Genomic DNA, 26,322 nt, shown 5'->3' with positions numbered 1-26,322 from the left:
GTATAAATTAGGTGGTCACAAAACTAGTTTTTTCAATTTCTATAATAGCCAGATAAACAGGCATTTTCAGTGCATCACCATTTGGATATATCGGGAAACTGAAAGCTGAAAGCGGAGAAGTTAATGAAAAGTTGGATTTAGCCCCAAACCTATAAAAAGACCATTTAAGACCAAGGCACACAATCAGCCCATAATCTTAAATAAGTATATTATACCACTCAAAATGAGAAGAATAGCATGACTTTCATTATCTTTGTAATCGTCATTAATTTAATGGTTATTCAATTAACCGCCATTAAGAATAAAGCCTGTAGTATGAAAATTTATGACCGAAAAAAAGAAATAGCGATAGCCCCGACAGCTCTCAACCGATTCAGCAAAACCGCCCTAATCAGAGAGGTAAAAAGAAACCCCAAAAAAATAAGCATCTCCGTGTTAGAAAACGTGTTGGAAAAGAAGAGCGAAACTTTACATAAAGAATTAAATGATTATAAAATAACTTTCAAAGGATTGTCTTTGAAAGATATGTAGTACTTTTGCATAAATACCCGATTATGAAAAAAGAAATTACTAGACTCATTTGTGCGGCTATCTGCTGCACACCCATTATAGGATTTGCCCAGACAGGTGACAAGTTCACTTCGACTGACAACCTTTATAAAGAAGGGAAAGAACTTTTCCAGGAAAAGAATTATGCCGCCGCCCTGCCGGCACTAAAGGCATTTGTAAAACAAAAGCCAACAGCCAGCCTGCTTCAGGATGCGGAATATATGCTGGCCAGTTCAGCATACGAATTGAACGACAAGAACCGTATCGAATTGCTCCGCAAATATCTCGACCGCTATCCCGATACGCCTTACGCCAATCGAATTTATTCACTGTTGGCTTCCTGTTATTTCTACGAAGGAAAGTACAATGAAGCGATGGCGCTCTTTAATTCTGCCGACCTCGACTTGCTCGGCAGCGAAGAACGTGACGACCGCACCTATCAATTGGCTACCTGCTATCTGAAAACGGATAACCTGAGAGAAGCAGTCATCTGGTTTGAGACTCTCCGCGCCAACAGTCCCAAATATGCAAAAGATTGCGATTATTACATTTCTTATATCCGATATACACAGAAACGCTATAACGAAGCATTGAAAGGTTTCCTTCCGCTGCAAGACAATCCGAAATACAAGGCGCTCGTTCCTTATTATATTGCCGAGATTTATGCACAGCTCAAAAACTACGACAAGGCACAGATTGTAGCACAGAATTATCTGTCGGCCTATCCGAACAATGAACATGCAGCGGAAATGTACCGTATCCTCGGAGATGCTTATTACCACTTCGGACAATATCACAAAGCGGTAGAATCATTCAGTGAATATTTGAATAAAGACCATTCGGCTCCCCGCCGGGATGCCCTTTATATGCTGGGACTTTCTTACTATCAGACGAAAGTCTATTCAAAAGCAGCCGAAACACTCGGTAAAGTGACAACTACCAATGACGCGCTCACACAGAATGCTTACCTGCACATGGGACTCTCCTATCTGCAACTAGCAGAAAAGAATAAAGCCCGCATGGCTTTCGAACAGGCGGCAGCGTCCAACGCCAATATGCAAATCAAAGAACAGGCGGCTTACAACTACGCTCTCTGCCTGCATGAGACTTCTTTCTCCGCTTTCGGTGAATCCGTTACTGCCTTCGAGAAGTTCCTGAACGAATTTCCGACTTCTCCTTATGCAGAGAAAGTCAGCAGTTATCTGGTGGAAGTTTACATGAATACCCGTAGTTACGATGCGGCTTTGAAATCAATAGACCGGATTGCCAAACCAAGCGCACAAATACTGGAAGCCAAGCAGAAGATACTGTTCCAATTAGGTACACAGTCCTTTGCGAACGCCGACTTCGAACAGGCTCTGAAATATCTGAACCAATCCATTGCCATCGGGCAATACAACCGTCAGACCAAAGCAGACGCTTACTACTGGTGTGGAGAATCTTATTATCGCCTCAACCGGATGATGGAAGCAGCGCGTGACTTCAACGCCTATCTGCAACTGACCACCCAGCCCAATAACGAAATGTATGCGCTTGCCAATTATAACCTGGGATATATCGCTTTCCACCGGAAAGACTATACGCAAGCAAGCAACTACTTCCAGAAATACGTCCAACTGGAGAAAGGTGAAAACGCAACGGCTTTAGCCGATGCATACAACCGTATCGGTGACTGCCACTTGCACGTGCGCAACTTCGAGGAAGCCAAACATTATTATTCGCAAGCCGAACAGATGAATACTCCTTCCGGCGATTATTCTTTCTATCAACTGGCTCTTGTATCCGGCCTGCAGAAAGACTATACTGGCAAGATAACTTTGCTGAATCGGCTGGTGGGAAAATATCCCACTTCTCCTTATGCCGTGAATGCTATTTACGAGAAAGGGCGGTCCTATGTATTGATGGACAATAACAATCAGGCAATCACTTCCTTCAAGGAACTGCTGAACAAATACCCCGAAAGCCCGGTCAGCCGGAAAGCTGCGGCAGAAATCGGACTGCTCTATTATCAGAAAGAGGATTACAATCAAGCTATCGAAGCCTACAAGCAGGTCATCAAGAAATATCCGGGTAGTGAAGAAGCCCGTCTGGCCATGCGTGATTTGAAGTCGATTTATGTAGATTTGAACCGTATAGACGAATTTGCGGCTTTGGCAAATGCCATGCCGGGACATATCCGCTTTGATGCCAACGAGCAGGATTCACTGACCTATGCCGCCGCAGAAAAGATTTATATGCGGGGACGGATGGAAGAAGCAAAGACGAGTCTCAACAAATACTTGCAGACTTTCCCGGAAGGGGCTTTCAGTCTGAATGCACATTATTATCTTTGCCTGATTGGGAACGAGCAGAAAAACTATGATATGATTCTTCTCCACTCCGGTAAATTACTGGAATATCCGAACAATCCGTTTGCGGAAGAAGCCCTTATCCTGCGTGCCGAAGTGCAGTTCAACCAACAACAGACAGCAGAAGCACTGGCTAGTTATAAGATACTGAAAGAGAAAGCAACCAACGTGGAACGCCGCCAGCTTGCTGAAACGGGAATACTCCGCTGCGCCTTCCTGTTGAGGGATGATATTGAAACCATCCATGCTGCTACCGACTTATTGGCTGAACCTAAACTCAGCCCTGAACTGAGAAATGAAGCTCTTTATTATCGCGCTAAGGCTTATGTTAAACAAAAGGCGGATAAAAAAGCGATGGACGACTTCCGCGAACTGGCAAAAGACACCCGTAATCCATACGGTGCCGAAGCTAAATATCTGGTTGCACAGTCGTTGTATGACGCGAAAGAATATGCTGCCGCGGAAAAGGAACTGCTCAACTACATAGAACAAAGCACACCGCACGCTTATTGGCTGGCACGTAGCTTCGTCCTTTTGTCCGATGTGTATGCCGCTATGGGCAAAGACCTTGACGCACGCCAGTATCTATTGAGCCTGCAACAGAATTACCAAGGCAACGATGATATAGCAAGTATGATTGAAAGCAGACTCGCTAAGTTGAAAGGTGAAAATTGAAAGTTGAAAATTAAAGAATAAAGAATAAGATGAAACAGTCTCTTTATATAATAGGCGGACTTGCATTGGCGATTTCCATGCCGTCCGGCCTTCAAGCCCAAACCACCCAGCCCAAAGATACGACCATGAATCGTACCGTTGTTGTGGAACAAGAATATAACCCGGATATTATGGACGCTTCGAAAGTAAACGTCCTGCCCAAAGTAGAAGAACCGACCGTGAGTAAGAAAGAGGTAGAGTATGCTACGACTTTCTTTCCGGCAACTTCTGTTCCTGCTGGTCTGATGAATCCTTATACCGGAAAAGAAGTCCAGCCGGGCAGCACTCCCGGATATGTACGTGCCAGATATGGTAATTTAGGCAATCTGGCTGTTCTTGCCAATTATTTATTCCGCCTCTCGGATAAAGACAAACTGAATGTACGTTTTCAGATGGATGGAATGGACGGAAAGTTGACAATCCCCTTTACCGACAACGAAAAATGGAATGCTTTCTATTACCGCACACGTACAAACGTGGATTACACACACCAATTCAACAAATTGGATTTGAATATTGCCGGAAACTTCGGCTTGAGCAACTTCAACCTCAAACCGGGAGGTGTAAACAGCAAGCAGAAATTCACTTCCGGTGACTTTCATGCCGGTATTCATTTTATCGACGAAACTGCACCGCTGCGTTTCAATGCCGAAACGAATCTGTTGATGTACGAACGTCAGCATAACATGCTCAATGAGAATGATGCCAATACAGCTCTTAAAGAAACAATCATACGTACCAAAGGAGATGTCACGGGAGCTATCGGTGACCAACAATCGGTGACTATCGCTTTGGAGATGAATAATCTTCTGTATAGCGGATATACAAAGAATACCGCTACCGGAGACGAGTTTTTCAAGAATTATACAACGCTTCTTCTGAATCCTTATTACGAACTGGATAACGATGACTGGAAATTACACATCGGAGCCAATGTAGACTTATCTTTCGGATTTGATAAATCTTTCCGCGTTTCACCGGATATCACTGCACAGTATATTTTCTCCGACAGCTATGTGCTTTACGCAAAAGCGACGGGCGGCAAGCTATTGAATGATTTCCGCAGATTGGAAAATGTCTGTCCTTACGGAGAACTGCCGGAAGCAAATACTTCTTCCGCATGGGGCTACGTGCAACGTCCTTACGACACTTACGAACAAATCAACGGTGCTGTCGGCTTTAAAGCCAGCCCTTATCCGGGAGTCTGGTTCAATGTATATGGCGGTTACCAAAACTTGAAGAATGATTTGTCTTATTTCAATTTCAACAGATTAAATGATGCCCACACTAAATACCTGAGCTTCGCTCAAGATAATACAAGCAACTTCTATCTCGGTGGTGAAGTCAGCTACGATTATAAAGATATTCTAGGAATATCAGCAAAATATACCTATCGTAATTGGGACAGCAAGAATGGAAAGGAATTATTGGCTGTAAAGCCTGTCAGTGAAATGTCTTTCAATGTACATGTTCATCCGATTTCCACCTTAAATATAAATCTCGGTTATGATTATGTGAACCGAAAAGAAGTGGAAGGATATTCAAAGATGACTGCCATCAACGATTTACATATCGGAGCCAGCTACAATGTGTTCAAAGGGGTATCTGTTTATGCACAGGTACACAATCTACTGAACAAAAAATATCAATATTATCTAGGCTATCCTGCCGAAGGATTCAATTTCTTGGGGGGATTGAGTTTCCGGTTCTAAAAAAATAAAGGGGCGTTTCCATTTTCGGATAACGCCCCTTTGTCAAACCAAAATTTAAACTTCAACTATTTTGTTATCTTCACCACAAAACCACCACCGGGCGCCATGTGTAGTTTCAGCTTCTTATCTGCCGATACACGAATCACTTCCCGCTTATAATCTTTTCCTACACGGTCGGCGTTGATGCCGTCTTTGAATATTTCAGCATTAAATTCACCTTTTCCCAAGAAAGACAAATCAACTTCAACATCACGTGCATTCCAGTCGGTCAGTCCACCTACATACCAGATGCCGTCTTTCTGGCGAGCCATGACAATATGCTCACCCACTTTGCCGCTTATAGGAAGCGTTTGATCCCATACGGTAGGAATAGAAGCGATAAATTTCGTACATTCTTCTTCTTTCATGTAGTTGGTAGGAGCATCACATAGCATATTAATAGGAGAATCGAAGATTGTGTAGAGTGCCAACTGACGGCAACGGGTTCCCTGGCTCATCGGTTCCGTATATACTGCATGGAAGTTTTTCATAATCACGTTGTTCATCGCTCCCTGTGTATAGTCCATCGGTCCGGCTACCATGCGGATGAAAGGTGCAGTTACATCATATACCACCTGATCCGTACCCGGTTCCGCCCATTTCAGTTCTTCCAGTCCATGAACCCCTTCAAAGTTGATAGTGTTGGGATAAGTACGTTGAAGACCGGTCGGTTTGAATGTACCGTGCAGGTCAATCAATAGTTTATATTTCGCTCCGGTTTCAGCCGCCTTACGATTGAACTCAACGACGTGCTGGTCGTCACGATCCATAAAGTCAATCTTAAAGCCCTTAATTCCCATAGCTGCATAATGTTTGCATACACGGTCCATATCCTTCTCAAAAGCGCGATAGCCCGCCCATAATATCAAATCCACATGCTTACTTTTCGCATAGCTGACTAATTCTTCCAAATCAATTTCCGGAATGATCTGAAACAAATCCGCTTTACCCGGAACTGCCCAACCTTCATCCAATATCACATATTCGATGCCGAACCTGGAAGCGAAATCAATGTAATATTTATAAGTCTCATTATTGATTCCTGCATGGAAGTCCACGTCATAGATATTCCAGTCGTTCCACCAATCCCAGGCAACCTTACCCGGTTTAATCCATGAAAAATCGGTGAATTGAGCCGGAGTAGCCAGTTTATAGACCATATCACTGCACAACAGTTCAGTGTCATCCTTTGATATGACCATTACACGCCAGGGAAAAGCGGTAGCTCCCTCTACCTTGGCAATATAAGGTTCACGGGATTTCACTACGCCTTTGAGCCCGCGTACTTCGTCCACCACTTTCTTAGGATAAGCGGCAAACGTGCCTTCCAAAGAGAAACCGGAATCCCCGTGCTTCACATACATACCCGGATAATCCAATAAATCGGCTTCGGTAATACAAACTTTCTTTTGATTCTTTCCCTCTACCAGAACCGGTAAGAAGGCAATCTGCTCCTTGTCCCACACAGACAAAGCTGTCTCTACATACGTATTTTGGAAAGAACTGTAAAAAGGATCTTTTTTACCCTCGTTCATTCTTCCTTTCGGAGAAGCCACGAATATTTTCGAGTCATTCGGGAAACAGAAAACTGCCTGTTCGCTTTCTACCATAAACGGCTTTTTCAAACTGGAAACAAAACGATAGGCGGCACCGTCTTCGTATGCTCTGAATACCAGACTATATCCACCTTTAAAATCAATCGTCAGTTCATTGAACCTGTCTTCGATTGATTTCTTTTTGTAGACAGGCGGGTAAATCGTTTCATTCACCGACCGCCTATTGACTTTCCTGACTTTCGGATTCACGCCGAAAGCTGTTCCGTCCGTCAGTTTCATGGAGACAGGAGAGTGGTCTATCATCACATCCCCTTCATGGAGAACAGAGTATTCAACATTCTTATCATTTACACTCACATTCACCTGCACCCTACCGGATGCATCCTTCAGTTCATACACTTTTTGCGCACAAACGGTCAAAGGCGCAACAGCCATTAGAACCGGCAAAAGTCTTCTCATCATACGTTTCATAAACTAATACTTTTTATATCTTACATTCTTTTTATTTACATCTTAATTGAGTTACGGCTTACGGATAAGGACAAAAGGCGAATATAACAGAAAGAAATTCCTGTTAAAAAAGTATTCAAAAAGCCTTCTTCTGTTTACCTCTGTTACACTGTCCGTTTAGAAATCAATTGTCACCTGATAGGTATCCTTATTCTCAAAGAAAGTTTGTTGCACTTCGTACTCGGGAAGCCAGACATATTTCTTCTCTCCTTTATATTCCGCCTCGAGCAGGAAGGTGAACCAGCGATTGTAAGGCAACTCGTCAGCGTGTAAAGGCGGAGCCGGTTTATCATATAAGCCAGGAACGCCGGTAATCAGATATTCTCCCTTTTTATCCATCTCATAAGTGCGATAGGGAGTTGCAATCAAGTCATTGAACTTTGCACGCGAACCGTACAAGTTCAATTTCACCCCCTTCTTCTTTTTGCCTTTCACGGTTACAGATACTTGGATATTTTCCGGAAACATCTGCTTGAAAAATCCGGGGAAGTCACGGCCCGGACGTTTGGACTTTGCCGTATAATTAATGATATTAACGGCATAGGGACTCCATTTATACGTCTTATAATGATTGTTCATAACGCAAGAGTCCGGTTCATACTGCAAATTATTCACCGGATTGTTTTTCGCCCGGATTCTGTCGGCATATAAATCCGTCACTCCACGATAGTGTCCGAACTCATGCGCCACTCCTCTATGGAAATAGTCGATTCCGAACAAATCCTCATGTTCCGTTTTACTACGGCCACGGCAAACGACCATACTCAGATTGTCCGCGCCACCGCTACAATACCACCCTTTCGCACTTTCTTCATCATCAAAATCGAGTATGGAATCAATAATCAACAGTACGTCATGGTCAGGAAAGCCTGCGCTCCTCTTATAGACATTCTCCAACTGCCGGGAAGAGCAATCATAGGTCACCTGCCAATCGGGAACATAACGGAAATAATACTTGAGACGTCCTTCTCCGGCCTTATTCCAGAAGTCATTCACTTGCCCGAAGAAAGCATCCAGTTTTTTCTGATAGGCCGCCTTTCCGCCCCAATGCTCTACTCCCGCTTTATCAACGGCAATAAATACCCGATATTCAATCGTATCCAACGGCTGTGGAGCTACCTCTCCCTGCATTGGTTTCGCATCCAGCCCCAAGAAAGAAGGCAGTAATGCAGTAATGAGCAACCATTTTCTCCAGTTGTTTTTCATATTTGTTATTTAGTTAAGTGTGTATTTTATTTCTTGCAGGTCACGGCTATTTCCACCGACCATAAAAGTAAAGTCCCCCTTCTCAACCACAAACTTCATCTGATTATTGTAGAAACCGAGCTGTTCGTCTTTCACATCAAACGTCACCGTCCTGCTTTCGCCCACTTTCAGCTTAATCTTATCAAATCCCTTCAACTCCTTGCTAGGACGGGTAATCGAAGCTACTTCATCACGGACATACAACTGGACAACTTCTTCACCTTCATACTTTCCCGTATTCTTCACAGTCACAGCTACACGAGCATAAGTATCTTTTCCATTACCCGGAAGCAGCTTCACATCCGAATAATCGAAAGTGGTATATGACAGACCATAGCCGAACGGATAAGCCGGTTCGGTCGGAATATCAATGTATTTCGCACACCATCCGCCCAATGCGGTAGGACGTCCGGTACTCTTATACTGATAGTACAGAGGAATCTGCCCGTTATGCTGCGGGAAAGTCATCGGGAGTTTCCCTGAAGGATTGTAATCCCCGAACAATACATTACAGATGGCATTACCGGCTTCGCTTCCCAACCACCAGGTACATAAGATAGCGGGAGCATCCCGGCGTACTTCATTGAAAATGACAGGACGGCCGCACATCATCAGTACAACCACAGGTTTGCCCGTCTTTACGAGTTCGGAAACCAGTTTCTGCTGTTCCGAAGAAATGGAGATATCCCCTTTTGAACGCATTTCTCCACTCTCCCATGCCTGTTCGCCCATCGCTATCACAACTACATCCGACTGGCGGGCAGCAGCCAATGTCTGTTCCAGATTCACGATCTGATTCTTTTTCAAGTCATATCCGTCATTATAATTGACAGTTACTCCCCGCTTTTCCATTGCTTCATACAAAGTGACTACCTTACTCACCTCAGCACAAGACCATGCGCCACACATATCTTTCTGTGATTTAGCCAATGCACCAACCAAAGCTACTTTCTTAACGGAAGGAGAAAGCGGAAGCACAGCGCCTTCATTCTTCAAAAGTACAACGGAACGTTCGGCCACATAACACGCTTCCTTGCGTGATTCTTCCGAACCGATCACCGTACGCTCTCTTTCCTCATCGCAATAGCGGAACGGATCATCAAATAATCCCAGCTTATATTTCTGTTCAAGAATACGTCTGACCGCATCATCCACCAGTTTCACTGATACTTTGCCTTCCTTTATCAGAGTAATCAGATTCTTGGAATAACATTCACTTACCATTTCCATATCCAGACCAGCTTTTATGCCTTTATAAGCAGCCTCTTTTTCGTCTTTCGCATAACGGTGGTTTATCATTTCGCCTACCGAACCCCAGTCGGAGACTACGAATCCTTTGAATCCCCATTGATTTTTCAGAAGTTCTCTCAACAAGAAGCTACTTCCGGTAGCCGGTTCATTATTAAAATCATTGAATGCACTCATAAATGTGGCGGCACCCGCCTCAGCCCCGGCCTTATAAGGCGGCATATAGAAATTGGCGAACTGTCCCATCGACATATCCACGCTATTGTAGTCTTTTCCCGCAGTAGAAGCTCCATATCCCGCAAAATGCTTGATACAAGAAAGAATCGTATTTTCTTTCGACAAATCATCTCCCTGCAAACCGCGTACACGTGCCTTAGCCACCAATGAGCCATAATAGGGGTCTTCTCCTGCCCCTTCCATAACACGTCCCCAACGGGCATCCCAACTGATATCCACCATCGGAGCAAACGTCCAGTGCAATCCGGCTGCCGACGCTTCCTTCGCCGCACACCTCGAACCTCTTTCTATGGCATCCAAGTCGAAACTTGCAGCCTCAGCCAAAGGCAACGGAAACCCTGTACGGAAACCGTGAATGACATCCAACCCGAAAATCAAAGGAATCCGCAGACGCGATTTCATCGCAGCCTCCTGATATTTGCGGGTATTGGCAGCACCGGATACGTTCAACAGGGAGCCTATCAAGCCTTTGCTTATGTCTTCCGTACGGCTGATGCGCGTATTATCGGGTCCTGTGGCAAAGCCGCCGGAACATTGGCTCAACTGTCCCACCTTCTCTTCCAGTGTCATCTTCTTCATCAGACCGGACACGAAACGGTTCATCTTACTCTCGTCTGTTTGACTTTGCGCCGCACTAGTCAGCACAAAAATCATCATACACAAATATGCTATCAGTTTCTTCATGGTTTTATAGTAATAATTTGTTCGCCTTCTTTTATCCTATATTTCTTGCCGTTAATCTTCAAGGTATAAGGTTTATTACTTTTCACCTGCACTTGCTGACCATTGGCTACAATATCAGTTATAGTACTTCCAAACCTAAGATTCCGCAATCCCTGCTCACCCTGACCTTTCTTATGCCATTCAATCAAATCCCGGGTAGCGTCAATATTATAAAAGCCCAATACATTTTCAATAAAAAGAGAAATCGGCCCCAATGCAGACCAGCCGCAAAAATCATGTCTCACCAACTCCCGTTTATCCTTATACTGCCGTTCGGACGGTCGGGGAGCCGAAGGAGAGTAACATTCCCAAACGGTTGCCGGCTTAAAAGTCCGATAAGTTTCGGACATCTGGGACAGCAGTTTATAAGAGTTCTCATAAGCAATATCATAATATCCGTAAGTCTCAAGCGCCTTGGTAGACATATAAGCAAGTGGAAGCCATACGGCGCCCCGCCAATAATCCCCAATCTCTTGATTATAGTCCTTGTCACTTCTGGCAACAGACGGCCAAGGATATTTTCCACCAAATTCGTCCGGAGCATCAGCATATTTCACCAGACGTTCCGCTTGTCCCTTATCAGGTATTTCGGCAAGCATCGACCAATACACCGCCGGAGTTCTGACTTTCACAAATGACGTATCTTTCTCTGAAAGGTCGTAATAAAATCCGTCCTTTTCATCCCAGTAGTATTTATTCAACAGGGTTTTATTTTCTTTATACAAGGCTGCAAACTCTTTAGCAATCCGCTTGTCTCCGAGTTCCTTTGCCAGGCGTTCGATATACAAAGCCGAAAGAGCCTGTTGTGATACCGCATCCATCCACAGCAATTCTCCTTTACGACCTCTGCCACGGGGAGTGTTGTCCATACCGCTCTGCACCCAGCCCCACCGATAACCGATGTCACTTTTCTCCAAAGCAATCCATGCGTGTCTGAAATGCAACTTAGTCCCGCGTTTCAAAGAGTCGAACCAATAATAGTGGCGTTGCAGGAACTGTTCATCTTGCAACACTTTCCTAATGCGTTCCTTATTCCCCGTCATCTTATAATATTCATATTCCACCCATGAATAGAAAGGCGGGTTATCCGGATGCTGTATTCTGAGTGAAGAAGATTTTTTATTCAAGATTGATTCATAAAAGTTATCCAAGCTCTCTATTCCGGGAAAAACAGCAGGAGCATACCGACAGAACAAAACCATAAATTCCGTATCCCAAATCCAAATCGTATCATCCCAAAGATTCTCGTCCATATAAGGAGACTGGAATACACCTTCCTGATATTTCACCCTTCCCCAAGCGAGTTCCCATGTTTTCCAATAAAGGTCGACAAAGTGAGGATTCTCCGGGAAAACAGGCTGAGGCAGCAATTCCCTCTTCAGTTCTCCTTTCATGAGTTCCTGCGCGTCCAGTTGAGTAGGAATGAATAATAATAAGATATATACTATTAGTTTGTTCATAACTGGTATTGATTTAAAAGTTGATGTTTACACAAAACCGAATCGTCTTTTCAGCTTTGCATCACAAAGATAGCCGCCCGGTAAATTCATCAAGGCGAATTGCGTACAAAAGGACAATAATATCGTAAACCACCCTCTTTTTTCGGTCTTCCAAACCTTGCAGAGAAGTATGCTTGTCTGTTTTTCGCCTGAACTTATACAATTTTAGCCTTCAAACATCTAGTCGTACGAGATATTATCCAGTACTTTAATTCCTTCCTTTTGTACACCTGCCACAAACAAATTCTTTAAAGACTCTGTTGAAACAGACATAGCCGGTTTAAATTCCGGAGAGTTCATATATTCCAGCAAACTGGCGTAGAATTGCAACCCTTCGGGAGTATTGCGTGCAGTCTCCAAATCAGCCATGCAGACTAACAGTTTACCGCCACCGACATTCAATTCGAATACCAAGCCCAGTTTATGATTACGCTCAACATTGTCAATCACTTGCACAATAGGACGGTATTCTTCTGGCATATTGTCCAAAATCAGCGGATAACTATTCTTGATTATCGGATACCACTGCCAGTTTGTATGGAAATCCGTTGGGAAGTCCTTGAACAAGGCATGTTCGGGATTAGTCAAGATTCCTAATGTACCCGGCGATGCAGGTTTCTTAATACGGTCACATATACTTTTGAACATACGATAATTCCAATAATCAGTTTGAAAGAGTCCGCCTACTGTTACTTCCTTACAATCCTCTTTGCCCAGCATCAGCAAAACTTTTCCACCTTGTTTCAGAGCACTCAACACCTCATCCGTTAATTGACGGGCAACGACTATACCCTCCGTATTCAACTGCTTCTTTGCCGGATATATCCATAAAGGATAAGTATTACGATACGAAGTTCCGGCAATCTTCAAGGATAATTCCGCTTTATATGCTTTTTCAAGATTGGGTAATGTGAGACGAATCGTACCGGCAGTTAGCAATCCCAAACCGGAAGGAACAGGCATTTTACCTTTATCGAGCAAACGTTTTCCTGTTTTCAACTCCCACGACACACATTTTCCTTTCAATGAATGTTCTCCATAATTAGCTATTTCAATATTAGCTTCAAAGATTTCCTGTCCGGTCCAGCAGAACTTAGCTGTTGTCAGTAAAGGAACAACCTCGCAACAAAACTCTCGCCATTTATTCGGGTCAATCAATCCTTTACTGTCCATGAACGCATCCAGGATTCCGACATAAGCCGAACCTTGCCCCGGATAATCCTGCAAATCGAGCAACTGGAAACCTGCCATTCGTTCAGAACGCAAGTTCATCTCAATATCTGCCCGATAAAGTTCCACAGACCATGCACCGGATGCTTTAAAGAAATCATCAGCCTGTTCCAGCATACCCGCTTTCTTCAATCGGTCACGAAAGACTTCAAAATTCCAAGGTGCCAATACGCCTGTATATTTTTTCATTTCTTCATAATCCGGATAAGTCTGAAACTGCCCCGTTTCATGTCCTATCACCGGAACGGGAGACTTCTCTAAAGCTGCGTCAAAATTCATCACCGAGTTAGGATAAGTATTATTCAGATAACCTCCCTCTGCCGCATCTGCAAAAGAAAAAGATGCACGGGCATGTGTTGAATATCCCTCACCGCTACCTACACGGCAGGTTACTAAGAAATCTTCTCCCGGGATATGTCCTTTCGACCCTAAAAAGATATTCGAGCCATAAGTATAAAGATGCCTCGGTTCTATCGAACGGAAGCGGTTCACGAAATCTTTCATCACATTAATATCTCCTCCCAACTCATTACCTAAAGCAAAAAGGACGAAGGAAGCATGATTGCTATATTCACGCATGATATTTTCACCGTCTTTCATCAGGAAGTCCATTAGTTCGTCTGATTCTTTCTTGAAACCGCCCCAAATAGGAAGTTCCGGTTGCAAATAAACTCCTTCCAAATCAGCAGCTTCAAAACAAGCGGCAGGCGGACACCATGAATGAAAACGACAGTGGTTCAAGCCATACTCTTTACAGATTCTGAAATAACGACGCCATTGTTCCAAGTCCATTGCCGTATATCCAGTCAATGGAAATACACAGGCGTCATGCTTTCCTCTAAGAAAAGTCTTTGCTCCATTGATGGTGAAATGAGTCTGCTCCGCCTTAAAATCACGCAATCCGAAACGGACAGTCCGTTCGTCAATGCCATTGATTTCTGCCTTTAGCTGATACAAAGCCGGTTGAAGATCGCTCCAAAGCAATGCTTTACTGCCCAGTTGATAAACAAACTCATATTCCTTACAGCCCTCTTTCAGAGCATATTCCGTAGCCTTTACTTTATGCTTTCTGGAAGAATTAAACGCAGCAGCCGACAGGCGGATTTGTTTTCCGTTGACACCATACTCTTTCGATAATGTGATTTTCACTTTTACAGAACGGTCTGCCACCGAAGGGAAAGTTTGAATGGATTCTATAAACAACGGATTCATTGCCTGCAACTCTATCCGTCCGACAATACCATTCCAATTGGTCTGTGTAGACTCCGTACAAGCATGTGAACTCGAACGAATCTGTTTAGGAATACTTTTTCCGTTATCAATGCGAATGGTCAGTTTATGTGAACCGGGAGTCAGGAAATGAGTCAAGTCATATTCCTGTGGGGTAGACAAATAATTATTCTTGCCCACTTCCTGACCGTCGATCCATACAGTTGACGGGCGGGTACGTTCCAAGAACAGCACGATATGCTTACCTTTCCAGTCGGCAGGAATCTCTATATTCCTGCTATACCATGCAGCACCCTCGTATTTATAATATCTGGATAAATAAGTTGTTTCCGATTTATTGGTATTGGCAATCCCTTTCTTATTAGAGTCAGTTGTGCCAGGCAAAATTACAGTTTCAGGCAATTGTTTTTTCCACCATTGTGCAAACTCTCCCTTTCCGTCCGGGTCAAGAGCAAATTCCCAGCTTCCACGCAAATCAACTACTTCGCGTAGTCTCTGAGAAGTATTCGCCCATAGTGTCAATCCCGACAACAATAAACAGTAACCAAGTAATGCCAATCTCTTCATAGTACAAGTGTTTTTTCTAGTTTATTTCCTGTTAAAAAGCTACATTCACCATATATGTATCGTTACCTGTTTCGAGATGTTCCCTTTGCAGTTCCACATCAGGAAGCCATACATATTTCTTTTGTCCCGCATCATCTATTATTTCCACCAAAAAGCTGAACCAGTAAGAATATGGAAATAAATCCTGCGGTTCTTTCGGGGGAATATTCGGGTCCGTCATATCCGGATGATATAACTTATACAAATCGGTTATTTCAACCATGCCACGTTTATTGGTAGTATAAGTTCTGTACACTTTCGGATATACATCCCGCTTGTTGTATTTGCCGCCGGCACGGGTTCCATAGAAATTCACCGTATAGCTGGATTTCGGTTTACCTTTCTTATCAACCTTAATCACCAGCTTGCGCGGGAAAACCTTGTCCGACAAATCCTTGTCCAATGGTTTCATTTTTGCCGTATAATTGAACAGAGCGGAACAATAATTACTCCAGACACGATATCCGGTTCCCATATTACACTTAGGCGGAGTCAATTTCTCATGGCTCACCGGATTGTTCTCTGCCGCAATCATATACTGATATAAGTCCGTCGCACCACGGACGTGCCCGTATTCATGTCCCAAATTGCTATATGTTCCCTGATTAGGATAAAGCGCATCCGTAAAAATATTGTGCGCTTCACGGACATAGCACATCACTACCGATTGTCCGCTGGCTCCACCACCTCCACAGGAAAGCCCTTCATTCTTCGCCCCTAATGCCAGAAACAACACAAAGTCGTATTTAGACAAATCAAGAGGCCCGAAAGCTTTTCTCTGAAACTCTTTGTATCTGTCCTTATCCCCTTGAATATCATATACACACAATTCATCGGCAGGAACAAAACGGAAATAATAATTAAATTTGTTGGGACTTTCATTCCAGAAACGGGTCGTATTATGAAACATCTTCTGCAAGTTCTTCTTAAAATCCGCTTCTCCGCCATAACGTTCCAGATCAGTTTTGTCCACCCATACTTGTGCACGATATTCAATCGTATCTTTCACATCCGCACTAAAAACATGAGCTGCCCAGACAAGGCAGCTACATGTTACTACTATATATCTTAAAATACCCATAGAAAACTCATTATATTTGTATTTCAAACACATAAGGCTCTTGTTGTCCTCCGTTCAAATATTCGGGAACGATGTCCAAGTCCGACAACCATACACACTTCGTCTGACCTCCGTCCAATTCCACTTCTACCACAAAACAATACCAACGGGAGAATGGAAACTCGTCAACAGGACTCTTGGGCGGCAGATTCGGAGTATTATTGTAATCGGGAATAAACATCCGGTATATGTCGTTAATCGTTAATTCACCGTTCGCATCAGTTTTTTTCTTCATGTAAGGCGAATTTCCAGGTGCTGCATATATATCCCTAAAAGACGCACGTGATCCCCAGAAATTTACCGTAGCGCGTTGTACCGGCTTACCATCTTTAGTCACCCGGACCAACATCTGCTTAGGATATGTACTTCTGGTCATATCAGAAGTAAGCTGCTTATATTGTGCATTGTGATTAAATACCGCCGAGCAGTAATCACTCCATTCCTGATAACCTGTCCCCATGTTACATTTAGGATAATCATATGCAACATGGCTGATCGGATTATTTTCAGCCGGGATCATGTACTGATATAAATCCTGTGCACCGCGAACATGACCATATTCATGCCCCAAATCGCTATATGTACCCTTTTCCGGCCATTTTTTGGCAAAAATATCATGGCTTCCTTCAAAATAAGACTGTACTACCGACTGTTTACTTGCTCCGCCACCGCCACAAGAAAGTCCGCCTTCACCCTTAGGACAATTCAAAGCCAAGAAAAGAACAAAGTCATACTTTTCGGTATTCAAAGTACCGTATGCTTTATTTTTATACACATTATATTGTTCCTTGGTTTTCACACCACTGCCTATTTCATAAATGACCAGATTATCGTCTCCTTCACCCACAACCCATTCAAAACGGTAATCAAACTTATTGGTACTTTCATTCCAGAAAGTAGTGGTATTACGGAATAGTGCCTCCAGATTCTGTCTGAACAGACGCTCACCACCATACAACTCTTCCATATCATTTTTCTCCACCCATACTTGCGCACGATAGGTAATCGTTTCTCCAACTTGAGGCTTATCCTGCGGTTTTTCAGTGATAAGTCCCGGATTGGTTATGTCGATTTCGAGATCACATGCAGCCAATGTAAACAGGCTGCACGCTATTAATGCATATTTCTTTAAATACTTTATCATAACTCAATAATTTTATTATTCTACATTTGACCGATCCGCAACAAAGACTTCATCCAGACAAAGAAAGCCACTCCAGAATGTTTCATACATTGATATACGGACATATCGCTTCTGAATTCTCTCATCAGCCAATTTAGACCAATGAACAATTCCCTCATAATGAGCATCATACCAATTACTATTATTGGATTGTTCAGGATTCAAATAATATATATCTTCTTTCTTGAAACCATTCCCTGTTACTTTTTCTATTACAGTCTCCCAACCACTTTCCAAATTATCACTAACCTCAATCATTATGGTTTGAGGAGCCGGAGCTGTCCATTGTAATCTCGGCATCAATCCAAAAGAGTCATATCCACGAGGATTCTCTCCCAGATCAAAAGTAAAGCTGACCGGATTACTATCCGTACCGGACTTCACCTCAATATGCGTATTCTTCGAACCTTGGTATGTAGCCCCTGCTTCAGCCTTATTCGCCGGCCAAAAATCATCAAACAGTTTAAAATAGCTGGCTACATTACTGGCACTACCTGTCCCCTCGCCACTATAGGCAGCCAAGCTCCACAAAGCCTTGCTTAATACAATACCATATCCCTGTATACACTGCTTAAAAGGAATTCTCACTTCCGCACCGGTTTTCTTGTTCTTTATAACCACATCAGAGCGACGCTCCTTGTTAGTACTCACATTTGCCAATACTTTCGCATATACTTTGCCTTCTTCCTGAGACAACTCCAACCACGTATTGCTGCCGTTTAACTCCAAATCCGCAGGATTAATATTTTCACAAGTGGCAACCCAAATTTTATCATTTGCATCTGCGGCTACAATGAATTCGCTCTCTTGTTGACAGAACTCCTCATTCCAAACAATTCTTTCTACTCCATACTGCACAATTTTAACACTCTTTCCGGATGTTATATCTCCGGCAGTAGCAGTAAAATTAACCAATGCTTCACGGTAGATATTCCCTGTATTTTCTTTGATTGTCAAAGCCAGAGTTTTAACTCCAGATTCCGACGACGGTGCTACCGAAGTCTCCGTAAATACAACCCAATCTACAACTTCTTCATCAGGATAAGTGATATCTATGCTTGGAGTAGCCGTTCCCTGATAAGTCAAGATATTGAGTTGTCGCTCGCCTTCTTCCGTAAAATCTTTAGGCAATGTCACATCAAAAGAGCCGTCGGACTTTTTTGTAACAAAGACATCATCCGGGAAACCTACCTCATCAATCGTACCGACAATCAAGAGTTCCTCCACATTTCCCTGAACCACCGTGATTGTTTTCTTCACCGGAATCTCTCCTTTGGTGGAAATCACTACAGAAGCCTTGCGGTCTTTAGCTGTCTTATTATCAGCAATAGCCAATGACAACGAAGCAGAGCCATTGCCCCCTTCTGCCGAAGGAGTTATCCATTCTTCGTCCTCAGTCGTCATATAAGAAACCTCCACTCCCCAAACCTTATCAGTCTGGATTTCCAACTTCACGGAACCTTTATATTCAGTAGGGAGAGTCACTTTCCAATGTCCGTCTCCTGCCTCTTCCAAAGTTTCGTTGCAAGATACAGTCAGCGCATCGGGTGTCCAGTCCACCTCTTTCTCATCATTACAAGCCTGCAAACAAAGCAGACACGATAGTAATAAAAATATGTTTCTCATAAATATTTTATTTTAATCGTTTTTATATTCCATTATTTCTCAGAGACAAAGATTTCATCGAAGCAATGTGTACTATACCATGAATCCCAGAAAGACAAACGTATATACCGATGATTCATATTCTCGCCAAGGTTATGCCATTTAATAAACTGTTTGATAGTGTACCAGTCATTCCAGTTACCGGCATCATGGGCATCCAGCTCACTTTTCGTAAATGCGTCTCTTTTCGCACTACCTACAAGAGTCCAGTCTGTAATATCCTCACTACGTGTCAGTACGGCATCACTGACCTCTATCTTCATATACTTGGGAGAATTGCCCACCCATTGCAGGCGTGGCACTAATCCGACCGAATTATACGCGTGAGGGTTCTCACCCAAATCAAATACAATCTGTACAGGATCATCTTCCGAGCCTTTACTGCCGATTTCTATGTATGACAACGTGCTTCCGGAACCTACCTCTGCCTTACTTGTCGGCCAGAAATTATCAAACAGCCTGCCCAAGACAGATTCTTTGCCTGAAACATGATCGCTGTAACCTACTACGCTCCACAGGGATTTATTCAAGATGATTCCACAACCTTCCATACCTTGTCTGACAACAATCTCTTTTTCAAGCCAAGTCTCCTCATCAACAAGCTTAATCGTAGCAACACGCTCTTGCCATGTGGAAGTGTTTTTGCCGGTTACAGTAATACAGATTTTACCGTTTGCACGGTTCACTTGCAGCCAGTCCGGATTATCACCATACTTGTCCTGAACAGAATATGATAAATCTCCAATCGCACTTACATCAGCAATCTCTTTATCAGACGGTATGTCGTCCGAAGCAAGGATAATATCGCCACCCTGCACATATTCTCCTTCCAAAATAACTTTACTGTCCAAAGAGCCTTTGATAACAGTCAGCTTCAGCCAGTTTTCGTTCCCATCAGAACCGACCTTGTCATTTGTCGTTCCCACACGTACCGGAAGTATCCATTTGCCGTCCCGCATTTCCGCAGGTTTCAGGGTCAGGTAATTTTCCGCATACTTCTCACCGACAGGAATCTTCACGCTTGGCGCATACGTAAATCCGGCAGTCAGCAAATGAGACTTCTCCTCTTCCGTAAGCAGGTTGTCTGCATCCTTATCATAACCATAAGTAACCACTAATTCCTCCATCGTGTTAATATCCAGTTTGGCTGTAATATCAATCTGACGTTCAGTAGTCGCCTTGGACAAGTCCAGGAATACATTTCCTCTTTGTTCCCCTTCCGTGCCGTCAATCACCAATACCGGCTTTCTTATATCCAGCACCAAAATAAAATGAGATTTATCCACATAGACATCTTCTTCCGGCGTCAGGCTGCTTACGGACAGGGGAACGTAATAAACCCCATATCCTTCATCCTGAAGAAGCTGCTCTATTTTCAAGCTCAACGGCACTGCCACTTCATCCGTCCCTGCCTCGATAACAAAGTTGCGGTCAAAGGAGTAATATTTCTGATCCAGCATTTCATAGTCCGTACCGTTTTCCGTGTTATATTGAACCAGATAATTATAGTCCAGTTCCACTTTTCCCGCAAACTTGTTCTGATAATAGCCTGCTTTATGAATCCATATATCATATACATGGTCATTGGCATTCATCACGTACAAGGTCTCTTTCTGCAAATCACTTTTCGGGAAATAAGCGGTATCCCCCATCATGTAGTCAGTTCTGGTATCGGTACAGGAAGTTCCCAATAAAAGAGCTGCAAACAAAAAGCTTATATATTTTTTCATCGTTATCATCTTCTTTCTTACCATTTATAGTTCTGTACTAAATCTTGGTTCTTGTTAATCGCACTCTGCGGAATCGGGAACAGATAGAAACTCGGTGTAAATACACGTTTCTCTATGACTGTACGCTGGAAGAAGGCATCCGGATACTCTTCCTTACCAGGAGTACCGGTAGCCTGGATATTCATGCCATGAATATTTCCCTTTTCTGTCGCTTCCGCTGTCAGCCAACGGCGGCAGTCATAGAAGTTGATACCCTCGAACGCAAATTCCACACGACGCTCACGATGAATCAGATCCCTTAATTTATCCTGGTCTTCCATAGCCTCAGGATAAGCTGCTTCTATATTCTTCAATCCTGCACGGTTGCGCACCGCATTCCAATATGTCAGCAGATTCGGGTCTTTCAAGTCACCTACCTCGATAGCAGCCTCCACATAGTTCAGCAGAATTTCAGCGTAACGGATATAAGGTAATTCCCGTTTCACATTCTTCGTAGGACTGGCTTCATATTCCGGCATAGCCAGTTTTGCCATATTATATCCCGTTGTAAAATGGTTGTGAGAAGCATCCGGCCCATTATTGCCGTTTTTATACATCTCCAGATAAATTCTTTCACCCGCTTTCTTTGGAATAAACCAAGACATACCGCCATACACTATCGACACATAAAAACGAGGTTCACGTCCCACAAACATATTATAAGTCTTCCTCTCCTTGTTCTCGCAGGGATTCGTAAACTGAGAATATCCGACTTCCTTATACCCCGCTTCCGGATCAATAATCGGTGTAGTACGGTCTTCGTCCGCATACCCTGTAATCGGGAAACGCCCGGTTTCCGACATTGCATACGCATCTACGATTTCCTGAGTCGGATTGTAGCCTCCCCCCCAGCCACCGTTGCTGTTAGGAGCAAGACGCTTGTCAATAGTACCGCCGTCTTCGAGGTAAGAGAAAATCATTTCCTTATTCTGTGAAGTGGTAAATACCGATTTATAAGAAGTATAAGGGTCAATCTCGCCCATATTGGCGCCACTTTCATACAGCACTTTGACAAGATCATAATTACCGTCCTTTATCAGGCTCAAAGCAGCCTGACGTGCCAGTTCCCATTTGTTTTTATCATACGTGGCAGAAAACAAAGGAGTGCCGTCCGCATTGCGGATATTGGCATACTTCGGGTTGCCATTGAATTGCGGGCTCGCCGACTGTAAGAGGATACGCGCCAGATAAGCCTTGGCAATTCCCCTGTTCATACGGGCGTAGGTTTCACCCTCCGATTTCAAAGGCAAGGCGGAATTTTCTATCAGGTCAGTAAATTCATCCGTAATCCATTCAACACATTCGTCCCATGTGTTACGTGCACGAAACATATCCGTACCGGTGAAATCCGGCTGCTCGTCTTTCAACAGGATTACCGGACCGTACATACGCATCAACTGCGCATAGTAATAAGCACGTACACAACGTACCTCCGCTTTCCATTGCTCACGAGTGTCATAAGTCAGACGCGGATCCGGGCATTTGTCTACATTCTGAAGAAAATACGTAGCTTCGCGGATCGCTTTATAAAAGGTGTACCATTTATCGTATTGCGCTGACGAAGCACTCCACACACCCATATCGAATGTATGCACATTCGTATAAGCCACATCGACGTCACTGGTACTGTATGTATCCGGCATGCCGAAAGGATATGTATCACGGATGTAGGAATAGACACCGAACATGGCATTCTGTGTAGACGAATAAGTCTCATAAATCTGGTCGGGCGAACGCAGGTCTTCGGGAGACGTATCCAGGAACGAATCACAAGACGACATTGTCAAGGCTGCAACAGCCGCAAACATAATACGTTTCATATAGTTGGATTTCATTATCAACATGTCTTTTAGTATTAGAAATTAATATTTAAACCTACATTAAACACACGTGTCGGGGGATACTTTCTTCCGTCGCCGGAACCCAAGTCCGGGTCGAACAGGTGCACATCCGGTGCCCAAGTCAGCAAGTTCACTCCCGATACATACAAGCGTAAATTCTGGATAGACATCTTTTCCAACCATCTTTTCGGGAAAGTATAGCCTATCTCAGCATTCTTCAAACGAAGGAAAGCAGCATTACGTACCCAGAAAGATGATTTCTTTGTGTTATTATTGTCCAAAGCATCACTCGAACGTATCGTACGAGGATAACGGGCATTCGGGTTCGGATTGTCCACAGTCCAACGGTCTTCCATTACTCCTTTCAAGAAACCGTCGTTGTTCTTATAACCGGAAGTGAACGGAACTATCGTAGAGCCTTCTTCAAACAATGATACGCGAGCCGTGCCCTGGAAGAAGATAGATACATCAAAACCTTTCCATTCTATCGCACCACCAAAGCCGTATGTAATTTCCGGAACATCGCAATAACCGATAGGCATCTTGTCATAATCATCAATCACACCGTCACCGTTCAAATCACGATATTTGATGTCGCCCGGACGCAGGCGGCTATGATTACCTTCACTAAACTGAACCGGGCTACGGTTGATTTCTTCCTGCGACTCGAACAGCCCCACAGCTTCCCAACCAAATTTCTGATATATTTTCTGACCGACAGAATTCATCCACGGATATTTATTCAAGGCATCACCGTTGCGCAGAATTTCATTATTGGCGTAGGTAAATGTTCCACGTCCGGTCACATTCACCAGACCTATCCTGTCATGGTATTCCAACGAACCGTCAAAACCCCAGCTTTTCATCTTACCCACGTTTACCATAGGTACGGTAGTCATACCCACATAAGCAGGGATATTGTTGTTGCGCACAAAAATATGGTCGCGCACATCGTGATACCAGTCACCTTGTATTTCCAGTTTGTTGAACAAGCCCAATTCAAAACCATAATTTTGTTTAGTTGAAACCTCCCAGCCGACATTCGGGTTGGCCACTTCATTTACACGCTCGCCGCCGGTCTTTGTATAATTACCATATACATAATTGCCTGTGGTAGCCACAGTGCCCAAATAGATAAAACGGACATCCCCGCCAATCTGGTCATTACCTACCTGACCGACAGATGCCTTCAATTTCAACTTGGAAACCACATCAGTCAGCGGGGCGAAGAACTTTTCATTGGATATATACCATCCCACAGCCACAGCCGGGAAGAAACCGACGCGATGACCGGCAGCGAAATTCTCGGAACCATTATATCCGAAGTTTCCCTCAATAAAGTAACGGCTATCGTAATCATAAGTCAGACGTCCCGCAATACCCTGATTCTTATACGGCAATGATTTGATAGAAGATATGTTGTCTTTATAACTCTTATTCCTGTATGTTTCATTTTTTACCCGTTGATTATACAGGAACAGGCCGCCTACGCGATGTTTCCCGAACAAACGGTTGTAAGTAATAGAGGCTTCCAGGTAAGTGGCATTATTACCACCGGACTTATTATCAAACCACGGTCCGCCCTTCGCAGTTTCCGGTTCGGAGTTGAATACCAAATCCCCATTTGCGTCACGCCGTATCGCGTGCCAGATTTCATCTTGCTGCGTGTACTTGTTGCCATGCCATGCTTGCGTATCAAAGGCAAACTTGACATTAGCCTTCAATCCTTCGGTAATAAAAGAGAAATCCTGGTCCAGACTGACCATTGAGTTCAATGTACTTTGCCAATCCTCCACATATCCGGCTCTGGTCACCTGCCAATAAGGATTCGTAACCCCTTTTTCTCCTCCCCAATATCCATTGGAATATTGAATAGGGAAAGCGTTAGGATTCAATATAAAAGCACTTTTCCAGACGCCTTCCGAGTCGGAGGCATCTCTCCTTTTCGTCAGGAATCCTCCCAAAGTCAGTGAAAGAACCGTAGTAGGATGCAGGTTAATATCCACATTCGAGCGGAAGTTATAACGTTGATAATCCGGGTTACCATTATAAGAATCTCCTTTTCCGGTCATGAACAGACCGTCTTCATGGTAGTAACCGGCAGAAATGAAGTAACGCGCAATCTCACCACCACCGCTCACGTTGGCAGTCACACGCTGATTGAAAGTATGTTTTTTGAATACGGATTTCAACCAGTTCACATTCGGATACAAATCCTGGTCAGTACCGTTTCTGTATTTTTCTATATCACTTGCACTATATGTTCCGGGAGCCGCTTCATTATACATCGTAGCAAAATCCACCGCATCCGCCATTTGCGGAATCTTGGTAGGCTGCACCATACCGGCTTCCATCTTAATAGATATTTTCGGCTTCCCTTCTGAACCGCGTTTTGTCTTCACCAACACAACACCATTCGCTCCACGTACACCATAAAGCGCCGTAGCCGTCGCATCCTTTAATAAGGAAAAGCTTTCAATTTCTTCCGGGTCGAGCAAATCGAGCGAGCGTTCCACACCGTCCACCAGAATCAACGGTGTCTTGTTTGCACCGAATGTAGAAATACCGCGAATCCAGAACTCAGCCGAACTGCCCGGAGAACCGTCACGCTGAATAGACACGACACCACCCAACTGACCTGCCAGATTAGTGGAAATAGAAGCACTGGGCACTTTCAGATTGCTGACACTCAACGTACTGATAGAACCGATAACGCTCTCCTTGCGTTGTGTACCGTAACCCACCACCTGCACTTCTTCGAGCACAGTATTGTCAGGAGCCATCTCAATAAGCAGATTATTGGCCGAAGGGGAGATTTCTTTTTCTATCGTAGCATAACCCAAATAGCTAATCACGAGCGTCACAGTTTTCCCTCCCGGAATATTTATATTAAAATTGCCATCCATATCGGTGGTACCTCCCACACTGGTATCCTTCAACCACACACTGGCACCGATAAGTGTCTCCTTTGTACCTTTATCTACAATCTTACCGGTAAGTTTTCGAGCAGCAGCTTTCTTACCTTCCTGATATATCTCAGTCACTGCGTCAGAAGCGCGTACCGACGCAAAAGGTGCTGCAAAAAGATAAATAATGATAAGAGCACTACCCAATCGTTGCAATGAAAAACTTAACTTTCGTGCAATTCCATTCATAATACATGATTTAATGTTATTAAAATAAGTTTGAGATGCTTTAGATTGTTGCAACTAATATCTAAATTCATGCTGACAAAGATAACCGAGAAAACAATTCTCCTTAGCGAATCCCGTACAAAAGAACAAGAAAATAGTAAAAC

At 43.7% G+C, this 26,322-nt stretch carries 14 protein-coding genes; 3 read left to right on the top strand and 11 right to left on the bottom strand.

Annotated features, from left to right (window positions below; genetic code table 11):
• The first annotated feature begins 315 nt into the window (after nucleotides 1-315).
• Genes CLIN57ABFB40_RS17700 through CLIN57ABFB40_RS17690 form a run of 3 tightly spaced genes read left to right on the top strand, consistent with a single transcriptional unit; the run spans nucleotide 316 to nucleotide 5,323 of the window.
• The gene (locus tag CLIN57ABFB40_RS17700; protein ID WP_254871812.1) at nucleotides 316-531 is read left to right on the top strand and encodes a hypothetical protein; all 216 of its coding nucleotides are present in this window, start codon (nucleotides 316-318) and stop codon (nucleotides 529-531) included.
• A 23-nt stretch (nucleotides 532-554) separates the two neighbouring features.
• Nucleotides 555-3,572, top strand: coding sequence for a tetratricopeptide repeat protein (locus tag CLIN57ABFB40_RS17695; protein ID WP_175631325.1), 3,018 nt, complete (start codon nucleotides 555-557; stop codon nucleotides 3,570-3,572).
• Nucleotides 3,573-3,601: 29 nt separating this feature from the next.
• The gene (locus CLIN57ABFB40_RS17690; protein ID WP_175631324.1) at nucleotides 3,602-5,323 is read left to right on the top strand and encodes a TonB-dependent receptor; all 1,722 of its coding nucleotides are present in this window, start codon (nucleotides 3,602-3,604) and stop codon (nucleotides 5,321-5,323) included.
• A gap of 65 nt (nucleotides 5,324-5,388) precedes the next feature.
• On the opposite strand, the gene CLIN57ABFB40_RS17685 is transcribed toward CLIN57ABFB40_RS17690, so the two are convergent.
• From CLIN57ABFB40_RS17685 to CLIN57ABFB40_RS17635, 11 genes are all read right to left on the bottom strand, one after another.
• Complete coding sequence (locus CLIN57ABFB40_RS17685; RefSeq protein WP_175631323.1) at nucleotides 5,389-7,389, bottom strand: glycoside hydrolase family 97 protein; 2,001 nt, start codon at nucleotides 7,387-7,389, stop codon at nucleotides 5,389-5,391.
• A 156-nt stretch (nucleotides 7,390-7,545) separates the two neighbouring features.
• A complete protein-coding gene (locus CLIN57ABFB40_RS17680; RefSeq protein WP_175631322.1) occupies nucleotides 7,546-8,634 on the bottom strand; it encodes a hypothetical protein in 1,089 nt (362 codons plus the stop codon).
• Between the two features lie 9 nt (nucleotides 8,635-8,643).
• On the bottom strand, nucleotides 8,644-10,842 hold the full coding sequence (locus CLIN57ABFB40_RS17675) for a glycoside hydrolase family 3 N-terminal domain-containing protein (RefSeq protein ID WP_175631321.1): 2,199 nt from the start codon (nucleotides 10,840-10,842) through the stop codon (nucleotides 8,644-8,646).
• Nucleotides 10,839-12,341, bottom strand: a complete 1,503-nt coding sequence (locus CLIN57ABFB40_RS17670) for an MGH1-like glycoside hydrolase domain-containing protein (protein WP_175631320.1) — start codon at nucleotides 12,339-12,341, stop codon at nucleotides 10,839-10,841. Before CLIN57ABFB40_RS17670 ends, CLIN57ABFB40_RS17675 begins: the two co-directional genes overlap by 4 nt.
• A 219-nt stretch (nucleotides 12,342-12,560) precedes the next feature.
• Nucleotides 12,561-15,407: a sugar-binding domain-containing protein gene (locus CLIN57ABFB40_RS17665; RefSeq protein ID WP_175631319.1), complete on the bottom strand. Its 2,847-nt coding sequence runs from the start codon at nucleotides 15,405-15,407 to the stop codon at nucleotides 12,561-12,563.
• A 31-nt stretch (nucleotides 15,408-15,438) separates the two neighbouring features.
• Complete coding sequence (locus CLIN57ABFB40_RS17660) at nucleotides 15,439-16,527, bottom strand: hypothetical protein (RefSeq protein ID WP_175631318.1); 1,089 nt, start codon at nucleotides 16,525-16,527, stop codon at nucleotides 15,439-15,441.
• Nucleotides 16,528-16,537: 10 nt separating this feature from the next.
• Entirely contained in the window at nucleotides 16,538-17,710 is a 1,173-nt protein-coding gene (locus tag CLIN57ABFB40_RS17655; RefSeq protein ID WP_167960066.1) for a DUF4198 domain-containing protein, read from the bottom strand.
• A 15-nt stretch (nucleotides 17,711-17,725) separates the two neighbouring features.
• The gene (locus tag CLIN57ABFB40_RS17650) at nucleotides 17,726-19,375 is read right to left on the bottom strand and encodes a BACON domain-containing protein (RefSeq protein ID WP_175631317.1); all 1,650 of its coding nucleotides are present in this window, start codon (nucleotides 19,373-19,375) and stop codon (nucleotides 17,726-17,728) included.
• Between the two features lie 32 nt (nucleotides 19,376-19,407).
• Nucleotides 19,408-21,144: a DUF1735 domain-containing protein gene (locus CLIN57ABFB40_RS17645; RefSeq protein WP_175631316.1), complete on the bottom strand. Its 1,737-nt coding sequence runs from the start codon at nucleotides 21,142-21,144 to the stop codon at nucleotides 19,408-19,410.
• A 17-nt stretch (nucleotides 21,145-21,161) separates the two neighbouring features.
• Nucleotides 21,162-23,027, bottom strand: a complete 1,866-nt coding sequence (locus CLIN57ABFB40_RS17640; protein WP_175631315.1) for a RagB/SusD family nutrient uptake outer membrane protein — start codon at nucleotides 23,025-23,027, stop codon at nucleotides 21,162-21,164.
• Between the two features lie 11 nt (nucleotides 23,028-23,038).
• Nucleotides 23,039-26,179 (bottom strand): SusC/RagA family TonB-linked outer membrane protein, encoded by a 3,141-nt coding sequence (locus CLIN57ABFB40_RS17635; protein WP_175631314.1) that lies wholly within the window; start codon nucleotides 26,177-26,179, stop codon nucleotides 23,039-23,041.
• Nucleotides 26,180-26,322: the final 143 nt, after the last annotated feature.

The sequence above is a fragment of the Bacteroides acidifaciens genome (assembly GCF_903181435.1).
Taxonomy (GTDB): domain Bacteria; phylum Bacteroidota; class Bacteroidia; order Bacteroidales; family Bacteroidaceae; genus Bacteroides.
The sequence above is the reverse complement of the archived record's forward strand: the minus strand, read 5'-3'. Positions and strand labels throughout refer to the sequence as shown.